Annotated in this window: 13 protein-coding genes; 5 read left to right on the top strand and 8 right to left on the bottom strand. The window is 60.7% G+C overall.

The window, feature by feature from the left end:
• The 7 genes from MFP24_RS05930 to MFP24_RS05900 all read right to left on the bottom strand — a co-directional run bounded on the left by MFP24_RS05930 (nucleotide 1) and on the right by MFP24_RS05900 (nucleotide 7,031).
• On the bottom strand, nucleotides 1-906 hold the full coding sequence (locus MFP24_RS05930; protein ID WP_249229653.1) for a thiamine pyrophosphate-dependent enzyme: 906 nt from the start codon (nucleotides 904-906) through the stop codon (nucleotides 1-3).
• Nucleotides 890-2,230 carry a pyruvate ferredoxin oxidoreductase gene (porA, locus tag MFP24_RS05925; RefSeq protein WP_249229652.1) on the bottom strand — a complete coding sequence of 447 codons (1,341 nt, stop codon included), beginning with the start codon at nucleotides 2,228-2,230 and terminating at the stop codon, nucleotides 890-892. Before porA ends, MFP24_RS05930 begins: the two co-directional genes overlap by 17 nt.
• Nucleotides 2,227-2,679 (bottom strand): 4Fe-4S dicluster-binding protein, encoded by a 453-nt coding sequence (locus tag MFP24_RS05920; RefSeq protein WP_249229651.1) that lies wholly within the window; start codon nucleotides 2,677-2,679, stop codon nucleotides 2,227-2,229. Before MFP24_RS05920 ends, porA begins: the two co-directional genes overlap by 4 nt.
• Nucleotides 2,672-3,316, bottom strand: a complete 645-nt coding sequence (locus MFP24_RS05915; protein WP_249229650.1) for a 2-oxoacid:acceptor oxidoreductase family protein — start codon at nucleotides 3,314-3,316, stop codon at nucleotides 2,672-2,674. Before MFP24_RS05915 ends, MFP24_RS05920 begins: the two co-directional genes overlap by 8 nt.
• A gap of 124 nt (nucleotides 3,317-3,440) precedes the next feature.
• Complete coding sequence (locus tag MFP24_RS05910; RefSeq protein ID WP_249229649.1) at nucleotides 3,441-4,772, bottom strand: phenylacetate--CoA ligase family protein; 1,332 nt, start codon at nucleotides 4,770-4,772, stop codon at nucleotides 3,441-3,443.
• Between the two features lie 10 nt (nucleotides 4,773-4,782).
• The gene (locus MFP24_RS05905; RefSeq protein ID WP_050815655.1) at nucleotides 4,783-5,565 is read right to left on the bottom strand and encodes a MetQ/NlpA family ABC transporter substrate-binding protein; all 783 of its coding nucleotides are present in this window, start codon (nucleotides 5,563-5,565) and stop codon (nucleotides 4,783-4,785) included.
• A gap of 563 nt (nucleotides 5,566-6,128) precedes the next feature.
• On the bottom strand, nucleotides 6,129-7,031 hold the full coding sequence (locus MFP24_RS05900; protein WP_249229648.1) for a creatininase family protein: 903 nt from the start codon (nucleotides 7,029-7,031) through the stop codon (nucleotides 6,129-6,131).
• Nucleotides 7,032-7,585: 554 nt separating this feature from the next.
• Between MFP24_RS05900 and MFP24_RS05895 the strand changes: the two genes are divergently transcribed.
• The 5 genes from MFP24_RS05895 to MFP24_RS05875 are packed head-to-tail and all read left to right on the top strand — an operon-like array spanning nucleotide 7,586 to nucleotide 14,071.
• On the top strand, nucleotides 7,586-9,268 hold the full coding sequence (locus MFP24_RS05895) for an ABC transporter ATP-binding protein (protein WP_249229647.1): 1,683 nt from the start codon (nucleotides 7,586-7,588) through the stop codon (nucleotides 9,266-9,268).
• A 45-nt stretch (nucleotides 9,269-9,313) separates the two neighbouring features.
• The gene (locus MFP24_RS05890) at nucleotides 9,314-11,014 is read left to right on the top strand and encodes an ABC transporter substrate-binding protein (RefSeq protein WP_249229646.1); all 1,701 of its coding nucleotides are present in this window, start codon (nucleotides 9,314-9,316) and stop codon (nucleotides 11,012-11,014) included.
• A 25-nt stretch (nucleotides 11,015-11,039) separates the two neighbouring features.
• A complete protein-coding gene (locus MFP24_RS05885) occupies nucleotides 11,040-12,020 on the top strand; it encodes an ABC transporter permease (RefSeq protein WP_249229645.1) in 981 nt (326 codons plus the stop codon).
• 14 nt (nucleotides 12,021-12,034) lie between these two features.
• A complete protein-coding gene (locus tag MFP24_RS05880; protein WP_249229644.1) occupies nucleotides 12,035-12,874 on the top strand; it encodes an ABC transporter permease in 840 nt (279 codons plus the stop codon).
• A 24-nt stretch (nucleotides 12,875-12,898) separates the two neighbouring features.
• On the top strand, nucleotides 12,899-14,071 hold the full coding sequence (locus MFP24_RS05875) for a MalY/PatB family protein (protein ID WP_249229643.1): 1,173 nt from the start codon (nucleotides 12,899-12,901) through the stop codon (nucleotides 14,069-14,071).
• A gap of 98 nt (nucleotides 14,072-14,169) precedes the next feature.
• Here MFP24_RS05875 and MFP24_RS05870 read toward each other — a convergent pair whose 3' ends face one another.
• Nucleotides 14,170-16,425, bottom strand: a complete 2,256-nt coding sequence (locus MFP24_RS05870) for a molybdopterin-dependent oxidoreductase (RefSeq protein WP_249229642.1) — start codon at nucleotides 16,423-16,425, stop codon at nucleotides 14,170-14,172.
• Nucleotides 16,426-16,432 lie beyond the last annotated feature (7 nt).

The raw sequence follows: 16,432 nt of genomic DNA, 5'->3' as shown, positions 1-16,432 counted from the left end.
TCACGCTACCGCCGGCGCGGTGGCGTTCGCCCAGGCTCTGAGTTCGCGCCAGCGCTCGTCCCGCGCGTCGGCCAGCTCGCCCAGCACGTCCGGCGTCAGGGATTTGAAGCGGCCCTGAGAGGAAAAATAGCTTTCCAGCGGCGCAAAACGGTTGGGATTGCGGTTAATGGTCAGCACGCCGTGCTGGTATTCCAGCAGCGGCCACAGCCCGGTATCCACCACGCTTTTCCCCAGCGCTATCGTGCTGTCGCTGGCGCAGCCCCAGCCGGTGGGACAGGGGGCGAACACGTGCAGAAACGCCGGTCCGTCGACGGACGCCGCCTTCTCCAGCTTTTTCAGCAGATCGGACGGCTGCCCCACGCTGGCGGTGGCGGCGTAGGGCACATGATGGGCGGCGGCTATCTGCAGCAAATCCTTCTTGACGTTAAGCCGGCGCGGCGTGAAACCGGTCGGCGAGGTGGTGGTTCTGGCGCCCCAGGGGGTTGCGCCGCTCTTCTGAATGCCGGTATTCATATAGGCTTCATTGTCGTAGCAGATATAGATAATGCGCTCCTGGCGATCGAAGGCGCCGGACAGGGATTGCAGGCCGATATCCGCCGTGGCGCCGTCGCCGGCGAACCCCACCACCGGAATATCGCGGATGCCTTTGGCGCGCAGTGCCGCCGCCAGCCCCGAAAGCACCGCGCCGGTGGCGGCGAACGGCGCGATCATCGCATTCACCCCCACCGCCATTTGCGGATAGATAAAGCCGACCGCCGACATACAGCCCGCCGGGATCACCACATGGGTTTTCGGCCCGAAAACCTTCAGCGCCAGACGCACCACCAGACTGCCGCCGCAGCCGGCGCAGGCTTTATGGCCGACAAAGTACTCTTCCGGCGGCAGGTTTTTAATCGATATGGACATGGGTGTCCTCCCGTTGAGCGGCAGCCGTTGACGGCGGCCGATCGGACTCCGGCGGGTCAATGCCGAGAAAACGCAAATCCGGCTCCTGCGCCGAGCGCCCGGCCGGCCGGGTTAATTCGCCATACAGACGGATCACATCCTCCAGCCCGATCTCCTGCCCCCCCAGCCCGGCGATCTGGTTGAGCAAGCGCGGCACCCGCCCGCCGGTCACGCTGGCGTAATCAAACAGAGCGGACTTGATCTCCACCGCCACCGCGCCCTGCTGACCAAAGGAAATGTCCTTCTCCAGCACGGCGACGGCCTGTACCCTGCGGGTTCGATGGGCGCCAAACAGTGCGTCGAGCAATGCGCCCTGCGGGAAAGGACGCAGGTAACGCAAACGCAGCAGCCCGACCGCCTCTCCCCGCGCGCGCAGCGCATCCACGGCGGCGCGCACCGTACCGGCCACGCTGCCGAGCGTAATCACCACCCGTTCGGCGTCGTCCAGTTGATAACTTTCGATAACGCCGTCGGTAATCCCCTCTTCGCCGCGGCCGAAATGGGCGCGGAAACGCCGGCCGATGGCGGCGATTTCATCTAACGCGCCGCGCATCGCCCGGTGTTGCAGATATTTGAACTCGGTATACTCCCCCGGCCCGGCGGTGATCGCCAGGCTCTGCGGATGCTCAAGGCTGAAGGTTCCCGGCGTACCCTCGGCAAAAAAGCGGTTCGCAAGGAACGAATCCACCAGCGCCTGTTGCGGCAGTTGCACCGGTTCATAGGTATGGGTCAGCACGAAACCGTCCAGATTGATCAACACCGGCGTACGCACCGCCGGGTGTTCGGCCAGCGCATAGGCCTGAATAATCAGGTCCAGACTTTCCTGCGCCGTTTCGGCGTAAACCTGGATCCAGCCGCTGGAGAGCTGGGACAGCGAATCGCTTTGATCGCCATAGATATTCCACGGCAGCGCCAGCGCCCGGTTGGCGTTCATCATCACCAGCGGGAAACGCCCGCCGGCGCTGTAAGGCAGACACTCGGCCATATACAGCAGCCCCTGGGAAGAGGTGGCGGTAAAGGTGCGCACGCCCATCGCCGCGCTGCCCATCACCAGCGACAGCGCCGAATGTTCCGATTCCACATGGACGAATTCGGCGTCAAGCTCGCCCTCCTCCACCATTTCCGCCAGCCGCTCCACCACCACCGTTTGCGGCGTAATGGGATAAGCGGCGATCACCGCGGGGCGGCACAGACGCACGCCGTGGGCCACCGCCTCATTGCCGCACAGGAACAGGCGTTCGTGGTTGGTATTCAACCCGTCGCTACCGGTTGAAGATTGACTCATCGCGGTTCTCCCGTAACGGCATCGCGCCGGCTATCCGCCGATAGCGCGTCGGACTCGCTCACCATAGTGATGGCGTCTTTAGGGCATTCCAGCGCACAGATGCCGCAGCCTTTGCACCACTCCGCCAGCAGGCGGGGATAGTTGTCCCGGGTATTGGCCAGCGCCCCGTCGGGGCAGAGCAATACGCACAGGTTGCAGCAGATACAGGCGCTGTCTTCTATTTTCGGCCGCGAGGTGCGCCAGCCGCTGTTTTCCGCCACCAGATAGCCGGAGGCAAGCTGGGGCGAAGCGGGCCATCGCGCCAGATCGGGCTTGTGGTGTTCTCGCCGCCGGCAGGGGCCGGATAAGGCTACCGGCAGCGGATCCTGGCTGGTCCCGCCGCGCCGGGCGCGGCGCGGCCGCTCGGCGGCGCCGTCGTTCACGTCGGGGTCTTTGGTCGAATCAGCCATGCGCCGCCTCCTGGATCGCCGCCGCTCGATGATGCTCGGCCAGCCACGCCGCCAGCGGAGCGGCGATGTTTTCCCGCGCCTGGGCGAACCGGCCGGCGGCGGCGAACGCCGCCAGATTACGGCGCACCCGCTCCGGCAGCGGAGCGGGCGCCTGCCAGTGCGGCGCGAATTCGGAAATAATCGCCTTCTCCAGCGCCGCGGGCGGCAGCAGGGAGAGCACGCCGTTGAGTATGCCGAGCAGCACGGTGTTGGCATGCGGGCTGCCCAGATGATGCTCCGCCAGCGCACGCGCCGGCACTCGCCACCCCAGACCGATCGGCAGGCGCTGAACCCCCTGCTCCTGTTTTGCGTCAATAAGAATCAACGCGCCGGCGGAAAGCTGCTCGGCGCGCAGCTGCGGCAGCAGGGTTTCATCCATCACCACCGCCACCTGAGCCTGGCGCACCGGGCTGCGATCGCGGATCGGCGAGCGGGACAATCGGGTATAGGCATAGACCGGGGCGCCCCGGCGTTCCGGGCCGAAAGAGGGAAAGGCCATCGCTTCCAGATCGGCAAAACGCACCGCCGCCAGCCCCAGCAGCCGGGCGGCGGTAAACGCCCCCTGACCGCCGCGCCCCAGCCAGAGAATATCAAGCATGGCTGCGATCCCGGACATGATTAAAAGAAGGAGGGTTATCCCCTAACGAAAGGTGCTGACTGAATCCGGACATGACGCCTTCTTGCCCCTGAAATCTATTGGGCATGATAGTGGTAAATAAAATCTACAGCGCGCAGGCGCTGTGGGTATCAATCACGCGTTTCGCTTTATGGGTGTGGCGCGGCAGGGTTTCCGGCGCCAGCAGCACCACCCGTTTGGGACGTACGCCCAGCCGGGTTTTAATCTCCAGGTGCAAACGCGCCGCCAACTGACTATCGTCTTCGTCCGTATGGACGTTACGTTCAACTTCAAGGTCAAAGCGCGTCAGGTGATCTTCTTCATACAGCGTAATGCGGTATTCGCCATTGAGTTCCGGCGTGGCGCGCACGATCGCTTCCAGATCGCCGGGGAAAACATTCACCCCGGAGACGATAAACATATCGTCTTTACGTCCGGTGACCGTAATGCGCACGTGGGTTCGGCCGCAGGCGCAGGGGGAGTGGTCGGCGACGATGATATCCCCGGTGCGGAAGCGGATCATCGGGCGCGCCTGTTTGGTCAGCGAGGTCAGCACCATTTCGCCGGGCTGGCCATCCGCCACCGGCTCATCGGTGGCCGGGTCCAGCACTTCCAGCAGGATATCGTCTTCCACCAGATGCAGCCCGTCCCTCTCCTCGCAGGAACCGGCGCAGGCGCCGTAAATATCGGAGATGCCGTAAAAATCATATACCTGAACGCCCCAGCGCTCTTCAATGGCCTGACGGGTCGCCGGAATCGAGCCGCCGGGTTCGCCGCAGACGATAATGCGCTTCATCGCCAGATCCCGATGCAGATCGATCCCCTGGGCGATCGCGGTTTCCCCCAGATGCCAGGCGTAGGATGGCGTGGTCCAGGTCACGGTGGGCTGGAAGGTTTTCATAATATACAGCAGGCGATCTGAGGGAATGGTGCCGGCCCAGAAACAGAGCGCTCCCAGCTTCTGGGCGCCGATAACATCCGGCCCGCCGACAAACAGCGTGAAATTGAGGGCGTGCACGTAACGATCGTGCGGGCGCATCCCCACCGCCCAGAACAGCCGCGCCTGAATGTCCTGATAGCGCTCGAAGTCGTCCGCGCTGAACGGACTCAGCGTCGGCACGCCGGTGCTGCCCGACGAGGCGGAGACAAACACCACCTGTTCTTCCGGCACGGCCAGAATATCCCCCAGCAAGGGGGCGGCGTCCTGCCGCTCTCTTTCAATCTGCTTGTCGATAAAGGGGTAACGGCGCAGATCGTCCAGCCGGTGTAAATCATCGGGATGGACGCCCGCCCGCTCAAACGCCTCCCGGTAGTAAGGAGAATGGGCATAGGCATGGGCGACGGTGCTTTTTAACCGTTGCAGTTGCAGCGCCTCAAGTTCATGACGGGGTAATATTTCCACCTCATCCCAGTAACGCCGATAGCTCGTCTTCGTCATCACACTACCCTTATTTCTGTCCCAGCTTCGTTTGCAGCCACTGCGGTTTCTGGAAGTCGCGGAAAATATATTGCGGATCCTGTATCACCGCGGCGAACTCCGGGGATTCGATAACCGCCTTGATATCGGCGGCGAACGGCTTGTTCAAATCTTCGGTACGCACCGCCACCAGGTTTTTAAGCTCTTCATCAAGCTGTTCCAGCGCAATGGCTTCCGACAGTTTCAGGCCTGAGGCAATGGCGAAATTGCCGTTCACCAGCGAGGCGGCTGAGCTCTCCAGCGTTCTTGGCAATTGCGCCGCCTCCAGCGGTCTGAACTCCAGCCCTCTGGGATTGCCGCCGATATCTCTTATCGTGGCTTTGGTCGGGTCGATATCCCCTTTCAGGGTGACCAGATCCAGCGTCTCCAGAAAACGGATGCCGCGCGCCAGATTGGTGGGGTCGTTCGATAAGGTCACCACATCGCCGCGCTTGAGTTCATCCAGGCTTTTAATCCGTTTTGAATACAGGCCCAGCCCGGCGGTGGGCACATTAATCAGCGGCGACAGCTTCAGTCCCTTGTCGGCGGAAAACTTGATCAGATAAGGACGATGCTGAAATAAATTGGCATCGATACTGCCGTTCGCCAGCGCCAGGTTGGGCTGCACGTAATCGCTGAATTCGGTGACCCTGACTTTATAACCTTTCTGCTCAAGCCCCGGTCTGATGGCGAATTTGATCATATCGCCGTATGGGCCGGGCGCCACGCCGAACACTATCGTCTGCTGCTGCGCCCGCGCCGTATGGGAATGCATAAAAATAACGCCGGCCAATAAGGACAGCAGCAAATATAAATACCGGGTGTACTTTCCTGAAATCATTTAATTCCTTCCCAAATAAATTAAATAGATACCCGCTTTACGGAGTAGGCGTCACAAAATAGATATTCAACAAAAAAAACGCTATCAACAAACGCGGGGAAATATAAATCACTTAATCAGCTATCATTAGATAAAAAATGGAATTAGATATTCTCGTTACTCCTTTGTTAAAAAACGCCGTTTTTATGATAACCGCAATCCGATAAACCCTCTTGTCGGATTTTTTATCCAGAAAAATATTATAGGATATAAAAACTTACCTGAAATAATCCCCCGCCGATGATTTACCCTATCTGATAACCAGTCTTATTACCTTAGATGAAAATTGATCGGCATCATATTTTCCAGCGCGGCGCGTCCAAGAGGTCTTGCCGGGAACGGATTATTCCGTACCAGTCATTTCTGACTGGCGGGAATAATAACCAATAAAAATGCTAAGCGCGCAGGGCGTTGTTGAGCTTTACCCCGCCAGCGGCGCCGACGATCGATTATCGCGGTTAATAGTCAACGCTGAAGCGCGGTTTCTCTGGGCGGGTTTTGACATCCACTCCCGGGACTTCCGCCGGCGCGTAGTGGGTTTCCAAATCGCGGATCAGCGCCAGATAGCGGTCCGCCGCCTTGCTTAATATCTTGCGCCCTTTTTCGGCGCTGGCGGTCAGGATATCCTCGGTGCGCCCCAGCCCGCCGAGGCTTTTATGGCCCGCTGCGGGGATCGGGATCCAGGTGGCGATGTCCATTACGCCGAATGTCTCGGTTTCATCGTGGGTAACGGAGCGCTTGAGCAAATCACGATCGAGCAGCGGTTTCAATTCATGCCCGGTCACCGTATCCAGTTTCACCAGATCGGGCCGGACAAACAGCACGTTGCTGGTTTCCTCTTCCCCGGCGTGATAGAACGGCGTATTCAGTTCGTCGCGCAGCGTTTGCGCCGCCAGCTCCCAATAGGTGGCGCCGCCGATAAAGATCGCCTTCCCTTCGCGGCGCAGTTCGGTCGCCACCTCATGGGCGATAACCTGGAAATTCGGCTGTTGCCCGTGCCCCTGGATGATAATGACTTTACGAAAACCGGTCGCCCACAGCCCGCGCACGATATCCTTGATCAGCGCATGCATGGTGGCGTGGCCGATGGCCAGCGTGCCGGGGATAGGATCGCCGTTGACGTCGTAATGGAAGGTGGGCGACGCCCCGGCCCTTATCGGCGTCGGCAGCAGCGCCGGCAAACCCGTTTTACGGCTTAATTCCTCCGCGATCCATTCGGCGGTAAAGATATCCGTTCCCAGCGGCAGATGGGTGCCGTGCGCTTCGGTGGTCGCCACCGGAAGAATGATTATTCCGCGCGTCTCGGCGCTTTCAATCGCTTGATCCAATGAAAGTTCATCAAAATGAATCGCATCCGTCATAAATACCTCGTTAAAATTGGCAAATTTTTATTATTTACGGTATAGGCGGCCGGTTGAGTTCAGTGATAAGTATTTCCCCAACCGTTAAAGAATTATTTAACCACCGGCGGCCTGAATTTATTCTCTCGACCGCGCTTACTATGGCAGAAAGATTATCCGCCATATAAATATCAATATTTCATGACCTAATGAGAAAAATCATTTTTGATTGCAATATTTATTTAATTACCGACCAACGGCGATTTTTATAAAAATTATTTTATGCCGATAGCTTCTGATTTTAATTTAAAGAGTAAAATTGATCGACATCATATTTTTATATCATCACGGTTTAAAATATAATGCAGAAAATCAAACTTTATAAACGGGATAAAAGCATTGGCTCCCTCCACCGTTTTCGCCTGCCGGAAGGGTTCGCCCGCGCCGTCAATTAAGCTAACCGCCATATAATTACGCAATATAACTAATATCAAACTGTCCTAAAGAACCGGCGGCCAATGCGATTAAAGTATCGAATTATTTGGCGGCCAACGACCTGCAACCAAGGTATCTGGATGACGGCATTACTAGACATAAAAGGGCTGAGCGTTCATTTCGGCGCCCACACGGCGGTGGATAATCTTGACCTGCAAATAGACGCGGGAGAGATGCTGGCGCTGGTGGGGGAATCCGGCTGCGGCAAGTCCACCACCGCATTGAGCATTATGCGGCTGTTGCCCAAACAGGCTTCGCTGAGCGGCGCCATTCTGCTGGGGGAAACCCCGCTGCTGCGCCAGAGCGAAAAACAGCTCGCCGCGCTGCGCGGCAACGATATCTCGATGATTTTTCAGGAGCCGATGACCTCGCTGAACCCGGTGTTGACCATCGGCCAGCAGGTCGCCGAGGCGTTGACCCTGCACCAGCGGCTAAGCCGGGCGCAGGCGCGGGAACGGGCGATTGCGCTGCTGGAGCAGGTCAGGCTGCCCGACCCCGCGCGGCGCTTTAACGATTATCCGCACAGCCTGTCCGGCGGCCAGCGCCAGCGGGTGATGATCGCCATCGCCATCGCCTGCCAGCCGCGCCTGCTGATTGCCGATGAGCCGACCACCGCGCTGGATGTCACCATCCAGGCGCAAATCCTGGCGCTGCTGGACGAACTGCGCCGCGAATTAAATATGGCGGTGCTGCTGATCACCCACGATTTAGGCCTGGTCGCCCAGTGGGCCGATCGGGTGGCTGTAATGCACAACGGACGCAAACTGGAACAGGGCACGGTGGATGAGGTGCTGGGCAACCCGCAGCATACCTATACGCAAGGCCTGCTGCGCGCTTCGCTGCATATGGAGCAGGATCGGCACTATCGCCACTCGCGGCTGGCGGAAATCCATTACAGCGATAAGGACGGATTTACGCTCGCGCCGCCCCCGCCGCGTCCGCGCCAATTTTCCGCCGCGCAACCGGATGCCGCGCCGATGCTGTCGGTCAGGAACCTCACCGTAAAGTACCAAGGCGACGGGACCGAGGCGGCGGCGGTTAACGACGTTTCGCTGCATATTCAGGCCGGAGAAACGCTGGGTCTGGTGGGGGAATCCGGCTGCGGCAAATCGACGCTGTCGCGCGCCATTATGCAACTGGAGACGGCGCAGCAGGGACAGGTGCTGTTTAACGGGCAGGATTTGCTGCCGTTATCCCGCAAAGAGCTGCTGCCGTGGCGCAAACGGATACAGATGATTTTCCAGGATCCGTACAGCTCGCTCAATCCACGGCAGCGCGTTGAGGAGATTCTGGGTTACGCGCTGGCTATCCACGGTCTCAAGGACAAGCGCGAGCGGGAACGGCGCATCGTGCGCATTCTCGATGACGTCGGCCTGCCCCGTACGGCGCGCAGCCGCTACGCCCACGAATTTTCCGGCGGCCAGCGCCAGCGCATCGGCATCGCCCGGGCGCTGGTGCTGCGTCCGCAATTGCTGATTTGCGATGAGCCGGTTTCCGCCCTGGATGTCTCCGTGCAGGCTCAGGTGCTGAATTTGCTGGTGGATTTAAAGGCCGAGCTGGGGCTGACCTATCTGTTTATTTCCCACGATCTGGCTGTGGTGCGCTACATCGCCGATCGCGTGCTGGTGATGAACGGCGGGCGCATCGTGGAGGAAGGCGACCACCAGCGCATCTGGCAGCAGCCGCAGCACCCTTATACCCGTACGCTGCTGAACGCCGTGCCGGGCAGAAGAAATCCCCAGACGCCGGCGGTAATTTTCTAAAACCAACCTCAAACCGATTAACGACAGACACAGGGAATACACACTATGCCAACTCATCCGACCGATCAGCAGCACTCCTCCGACAGCGCCGCGGATGCGCTTATCGACTACGAAATCAACCGTCGAAAATTTCTCGGCATCTCCGGCGCCATCCTGGTTTCCGGGGTGTTCGGCGGCGTATGGCCGAGCGAGAGCGCGGCGGAAGTCGGCAGCCTGCCGAATACGCTGAGCGGCGCGGTGCGCGGCGGCACGCTGGAAGCGGTGGTGCACCCGGAACCGCCGACGCTGGCTTTCTTTATCAATACCTCCACCCCCGGACGGGCGGTGGTCAGTAAAATTTTCGACGGATTGTTTGATTACGCGCCGGATCTGTCGCCCCGCCCGCAGCTGGCGGAAAAGGTGGCGCTCTCCGACGACGGCCTGAAGGTGACGCTCTATTTGCGTAAAAACGTCTTCTGGCACGACGGCCGGCCGTTCACCTCGGCGGATGTGAAGTTCTCGGCGGAAAATGTCTGGCTGCAGTACTCCCCCGTCGCCCGCCGGGTATTTCAGTATCTGACCGCCACGGAAACTCCCGACGAGCATACGGTGATCCTCACGCTGTCCAAACCGACGCCGGTGGTGCTCAACGCGCTGGACGTGGTGGCGACGCCGATCCTGCCCAAACATTTATATGAAGGCACCGACATTCCCAATAACCCGTATAACAACAAACCCGTCGGCACCGGTCCGTTCGTGTTCAAGGAGTGGCAGCGCGGCAGCCATATCGCGCTGGAGCGCTTCGATAAATACTGGCAGCCCGACAGACCTTTCCTCGACAAGCTGCTATTCAAAATCATTCCCGACGTTTCCGGCCGGGCCACCGCCTTTGAAACCGGCGCGATTCAGTACGGCGAGCGCAATCCGGTTACCTTCGCCGATGCGGACCGGCTGGCGAAACTGCCGGGCCTGACGCTGGATACCGCCGGCTACAACGGCTTCGCCACCTCGTTCTGGCTGCTGCCCAACCTGCGCGATCCGATTCTCGGCAATCTGAAGGTGCGCCAGGCCATCGCCCATGCCGTCAATAAAGATCTGCTGGTCAAAACCGTGTGGGGCGGCTACGCCAACCCCGCCACCGGGCCGGTCTCCTCGCAGTTAAGCACCTTTTATACCGACGATACCCAGCAGTATCCTTTCGATCCGAAAAAGGCGCAGGCGCTGCTGGATGAAGCGGGTTTCCCGAAAAAGGCCGACGGCTGGCGCTTTAAACTCAATCATGACTTTATTCCCTTCGGCGACGACTATCGCCGTACCGGCGAATTCGTGCGTCAGGCGCTGCGCGCCATCGGCATCGATGTGACGCTGCGCGCGCTCGATCTGGCCACCTGGAGCAAAAACGTTTTCAAGGATTACGACTACCAGTTGGCCAGCTCCTGGGGAGTAAACTGGACCGATCCGCAACTGGGCGTGGAACAGCTGTACTGGTCGAAATCGGAAAGCAAGGGCACCCCGTGGACCAACGCCTCCGGCTACGCCAGCCCGGAGGCCGACCGCATTATCGAAGCGGCGCAAATCGAGGTGGATCCGCAAAAACGCGTGGCGCTCTACCATGAGTTGCAGCAAATTGTGCAGCGCGATCTGCCGCAGATTAATATTTTTGAATTCAAGTGGTTTGGCATCTGGGCCAGGAATCTGCGCAACGTGACGGATACCTTTAACCACAGTCAGAATAATTTCGCTCATGTCTGGTTTGACAAAAAATGAGGATCGGCAGCGGGAAAATGGCGCCATGACGAAACGAATGGTTTTCAGATTGCTTCAGCTGGCCGGCGTGGTGATTGCCGTCGCCACGCTGAACTTCTTCTTGCTGAAGGCGCTGCCGGGCGATCTGGTGGACGTTATCGCCAGTGAAAGCGGCAGCGCCACGCCGGAGCAAATCCAGCATCTGCGCGAACTGTTCGGACTGGATCGCAACCTGTTTACCCAGCTGTTCGCCTATCTGGGGACGCTGGCGCAGGGAGATCTGGGGTTCTCGTTCCGTTTCGGCGAACCGGTGCTGGATCTGATCCTCGACAGAATGCCGGCCACCATCCTGCTGGTGGGGGTCGCCCTGATCCTGTCGGTGACCGGCGGCGTGCTGCTGGGCGTCGCTTCGGCGCGGCGGCCGCACGGCGCGGCCGACACGGTGATATCCATGCTCTCCACCATCGGCTATTCGGCCCCCATGTTCTGGGTCGCCCTGATGCTGATCGTGCTGTTCGCCGTTAAGCTGCCCTGGCTGCCGGCCAGCGGCTGGCAGGATATCAACGCCGGCTACGTCGGTTGGCGCCGGCTGGGGGATATCGCGGCGCACCTGGTACTGCCGGTGCTGACGCTGGCGATCTATTACATGGCGGTATATGCCCGGCTGTCCCGCGCCTCGATGATTGAAACCCTGTCCGACGATTTTATCCGCACCGCGTGGGCCAAGGGCGCGCGCGAAAAGCGGGTGATTTTCGCCCACGCGCTGCGCCATGCCGTGCTGCCGGTGATCACCATGCTGGGCCTGCAGAGCAGCGCCCTGCTGGGGGGCTCGATCGTGGTGGAAACCGTCTTCGCCTGGCCGGGACTGGGGCAACTGTCGTTCGACGCCATCCGCAGCCGGGATATTCCCGTTCTGCTGGGCGTCTTGCTGTTCAGCAGCGTACTGGTGGTGCTGTCGAATCTGCTGGTGGACGTGGCGCACGCCTGGCTCGACCCACGGGTACGCGTTGTTAATCGCGGGCGTTAAGCCCTGGAGGTAAAATGCGCTGGTTACTACAACCTTCCGCCGCCATCGGTCTCACCATTCTGCTGGCGGTGCTGGCCGCCGCCGGCGCGGCGACCTGGTTTTTCCCCGACGACCCGATGAATATGGTGGGCGTTCCCTATCTGTGGCCGGGGCAGGATCCCCAGTTTCCGCTCGGCACCGACCTGATGGGGCGGGATATTCTGGCCGGCCTGTTGCACGGCGCCCGCGTCTCGCTGCTGGTGGGCGTCGCCTCGACGGTCATCTCCCTGCTTATCGGCATCGCCGTCGGCGTGGCGTCCGGCTTTTACCGCGGGCGGGTGGATAGCGTGCTGACCGCCGTCACCACGCTGTTTCAAACCATCCCGGCCTTTCTGCTGGCGATTATTCTGGTGGCGGTGTTGCAGCCTTCCATCAACACCATTATTTTCGCCCTCGGCATCACCTCCTGGACCAGCATCGCCCGGCTGGTGCGCACGGAATTTCTGGCGCTGCGCGAGCGGGAATTCGTCCGCGCCAGCATATCGCTGGGAGCCAGCGATATGCATCTGATTTTTCGTGAAATACTCCCCAACGCCTGGACGCCGGTGGTGGTTTCCACCGCTCTGCTGATCGCCAACGCCATTCTGTCCGAAGCCGGTCTGTCGTTCCTCGGGCTGGGCGATCCCAACGTGGTGAGCTGGGGGTCGATGATCGGCACCGGGCGGGACGCGCTGCGCACCGGCTGGTATATGACCGCCCTGCCCGGCGTGGCGATTATGTTGACGGTAATGGCGCTGAACCTGCTGAGCGACGCGCTGCATACCGCCCTCAATCCGCGCCTGCGCCGCCGGGGCGCGGCGCTGCCGGTGCTGTAGGCTTATCCGCTGAGGAACAAGACGTTGTCTTATGACTTTGACCGTATCATTGACCGGCGAATCAGGAATTCCAGCAAATGGCTGGCGGCGGAAAACCAGGCGACCTCCGCCGGGCCGCCGCCGCTCCCCTTATCGATCGCCGACATGGACTTCGCATCGCCGCCGGCGGTGGCGCACGCGCTGCAGGACCTGGTCACCCACGGCGTGTTCGGCTATACCGAGTACGCCGGTCTGGTTATCGACCCGCTCTGCGACTGGCTGGCGGCCAGACATCGCTGGCGGATTAAACCGGAGTGGGTGCTTCCCTGCATCTCGGTCGAAAGCGCCATGGATGCGGTTATCCACACGCTGACCGAACCACAGGATGATATCGTTATCCTCTCGCCGGGCTTCGGCGCCTTCGCCCAGGTCATCGAGCAGACCGGCAGGAATATCATCGAGGTGGCGCTGGACGAGGGGGAGAGAAACTATACGCTGGATTTCCGGCGGCTTGAAAGCCGTATTAGCGCCAAAACCCGCCTGATGATCCTGTGTAATCCGCATAACCCTATCGGTAAGGTCTGGCGGGCGGATGAACTGACGGCGATCGGCGAGATCTGCCGGCAGCATAACCTGCTGTTGCTCTCCGATGACGTCCATCAGGATCTGGTTTTGGGGGATGTGCCCTATACGCCGCTGGCCGGGCTGAGCGATCAATTCGCCGATCTCGCCGTCACCTTCACCTCACCGGAAAAAACCTTTAATCTCGCCGGCCTGCAAATTGCCAACCTGATTATCCGCAACCCGTCCATCAGGGAAAAGATCGCCAGTGCCCTGCGGCAACGCATGGTGCACAAGCCGAATATGTTTGCGCTGTACGGCGGCGATGCCGCCTACCGCTACGGCGCGCAGTGGCTGGATGCCCTGATTGATTACTTAAAGATGAATTACATCCTGTTGCAGCAAGGGCTGGATAGCATCGCCGACGTCGAGTTGTTCGAAAATCAGGGCAGCTACCTTGCCTGGCTGGATTTCAGAAAAACCGGCTTATCCCAGCCGGAACTGGCGCGCCGTTTGCGCCATGAGGCCGGGTTAATACTTGAAAGCGGTCTCCATTTCGGCAGCCAGGGAGCGGGATTTATGCGCTTAAACTTCGCCTTGCCCCGCGCGCAGCTGGCCGTGGCCATCCGTAATTTGCAGCGCTGCTTTTCGCGGTAACAACCTGTCTCCTGGTCACCCGTATTTATGCAAGCTCGGCTTTTTGCCGGAGATGATGAGCCTCAACGGGCCAACGCAGCGCTGGCTTTCAAAGTTCCTCAAACAACCGAGCGTTGATCGCAGCGCTTCAGCGCCACCAGGCAGGAATTCGGCGCGGCGGCCTGTGAAAATGACGAGGCCGGCAGGATGGCGGTCAGCGTATTCGGGTTTCCTCCCACGTCGCATCCCTGCTCGTCCAGACGGAAACCCGCGCCGGTGGGCAACACCACCACGCCGGGCATGAGTTGGTCATCGATATGGGCGCTGACCCGCACGCGCCCGCGGGCGTTGTAAAGTTCGACGATATCCCCTTCCGCGACGTTTTCCCGCGCCGCGTCCCGTGGGGAGAGGCTGGCGACCTCATAGCCGCGGCGTCTGGCGCGGGCGCTTTCCCCCACCGCGTCCAGCTGGCTGTGCAAGCGGGTCGCGGGCTGGGGCGAGAGCAGATGCAGCGGATATTGCGCCGTCAACGGCGCCAGCAGCCACTCCTCAGGAGCGCGCCAGTGCGGGAACGCCCCCAGATCCTCATGCCCAAACGCTTGCAGCCGCCGGGAGACAATCTCTATTTTCCCTGACGGAGTACCCAGCGGATGCGCCTGCGGATCGGCGGCGAAACGCCTAAAATGATCGGCCGGATGCGGCGCGTCTTCGCCTTCGTCCAATACCGCAAAGCCGCGCTGACGAAATGTGCGCCAGTCGGGCAATTCTGGGAAACGCTGCCGATACCCCTGATACAAACGTTCAATCCACTGCGCTTCGCTTAATCCTGCCGTAAAGGCGTCGGCGATCCCCAGGCATTGCGCCACCCGCGTCAACGCCTGATGGTCGGTCAGCACCTGCGGCGGCGGCGCGCTGACCTTGCGGCTATAGATCAGCCAGTTATCCCTGGACGAGGCCGCCAGGTCATCCCGCTCAAACGGCAGCGCGGCGGGCAATACGATATCGGCCATACGCGCGGTGGCCGTCCATACCTGCTCCGAGACAATGATGGTTTCCGGCCGTTGCCAGGCCCGCGCCAGACGGTGCAAATCCTGATGATGATGAAAAGGATTACCGCCCGCCCACCAGATCAGGCGAATATCGGGCAGCGGCAGCGTGGTGCCGTTATAGCGCAGCGTTCCGCCGGGGTTTTCCAGCAGCTCGGTAAGCCGCGCCACCGGAATCACCCGCCTGACCGGGTTCACCCCCTGATCCACCGCCGGCCCGCGCAAGCTGCGCACCGGCTGCCCCACCGAATTCACCGCACCGAGGCCGAAGGAAAAACCGCAGCCGGGACGTCCGACGCCGCCGGTCATACAGGCCAGAGCGATAGCGGCCCAATAGGATTGTTCGCCATAGCGCGCCCGTTGCAGCGACCAGGCCACGTTAATCAGACAGGGCTGCCCGGCCAATTCATGGGCTAACCGATACAGCCGATCGCGGGAAACGCCGGAAATGGCCTCCCCCCAGACGACGTCTTTGACCACGCCGTCGTCCCGCCCTAACAGGTAGGCTTCGAATTCGGCGAAGCCGACGCAGCAGAGGGCGATAAACGCCCGATCGGCCCGTCCTTCCGTTAGCAGCGTATGCGCCAGCGCCAGCATCACGGCGGCGTCGGTATTGGGGCGCAGCGGAATATGTTCAACCTGCCCGCCCGGCGGCGCATCGCGGCCGGATGGCGAGATCATCACCAGACGCATCCCGTTGGCTCTGGCGCCGTCAAGCCAGGGTGCAACCCGATGGGCGCCTGTGCCTCCCGCTTCCACCTGGGCGTTGCTCAGCCGCAGCCCGCCGAAACTTACCAGCAGACGGCAGTGGCCGGCGATATCGCTCCATGAGGGTGCGGTGGCGCAGGCGTCCTGATACTCCTTCCCCAGCACATGGGGCAGCAGCACCGCGGCGGCGCCGTAGGAGTAGGTATTGACCGATGAGGTAAAACCCCCCGCCAGACTCAATAACCGCTTGAGTTGACTCTGCGCGTGATGAAAGCGTCCGGCGCTGGCCCAACCGTAGGAGCCGCCGAAAATGGCCTGATTACCGTGCCGTTCCCTGACGCGGATAATTTCATCGGCAATCCGCCGGCTGACCGTAGGCCAGTCGACGGCGACAAACTCCTCGCGACCGCGCAGCCGCCGGTCGCACGCCAGCGCGCCCTGCTCCAGCCAGCTGCGCCGCACCATCGGCGCCGTTATCCGCGCCGCGCTCTGCGCCAGTTCCAGATAGCGCAAACCGACGTGCGACGGCCGGGGATCGTGGCGAAACGGCCGCAAAACCGGCTCGCCGCGCGCGTCCCGCGCCACTTCGTAGGTGCCGAAATGGCTGGCGAAAAGATGCATCCTCGTC

The organism is Brenneria tiliae, from assembly GCF_023347575.1.
Taxonomy (GTDB): domain Bacteria; phylum Pseudomonadota; class Gammaproteobacteria; order Enterobacterales; family Enterobacteriaceae; genus Brenneria; species Brenneria corticis.
The sequence above is the reverse complement of the archived record's forward strand: the minus strand, read 5'-3'. Positions and strand labels throughout refer to the sequence as shown.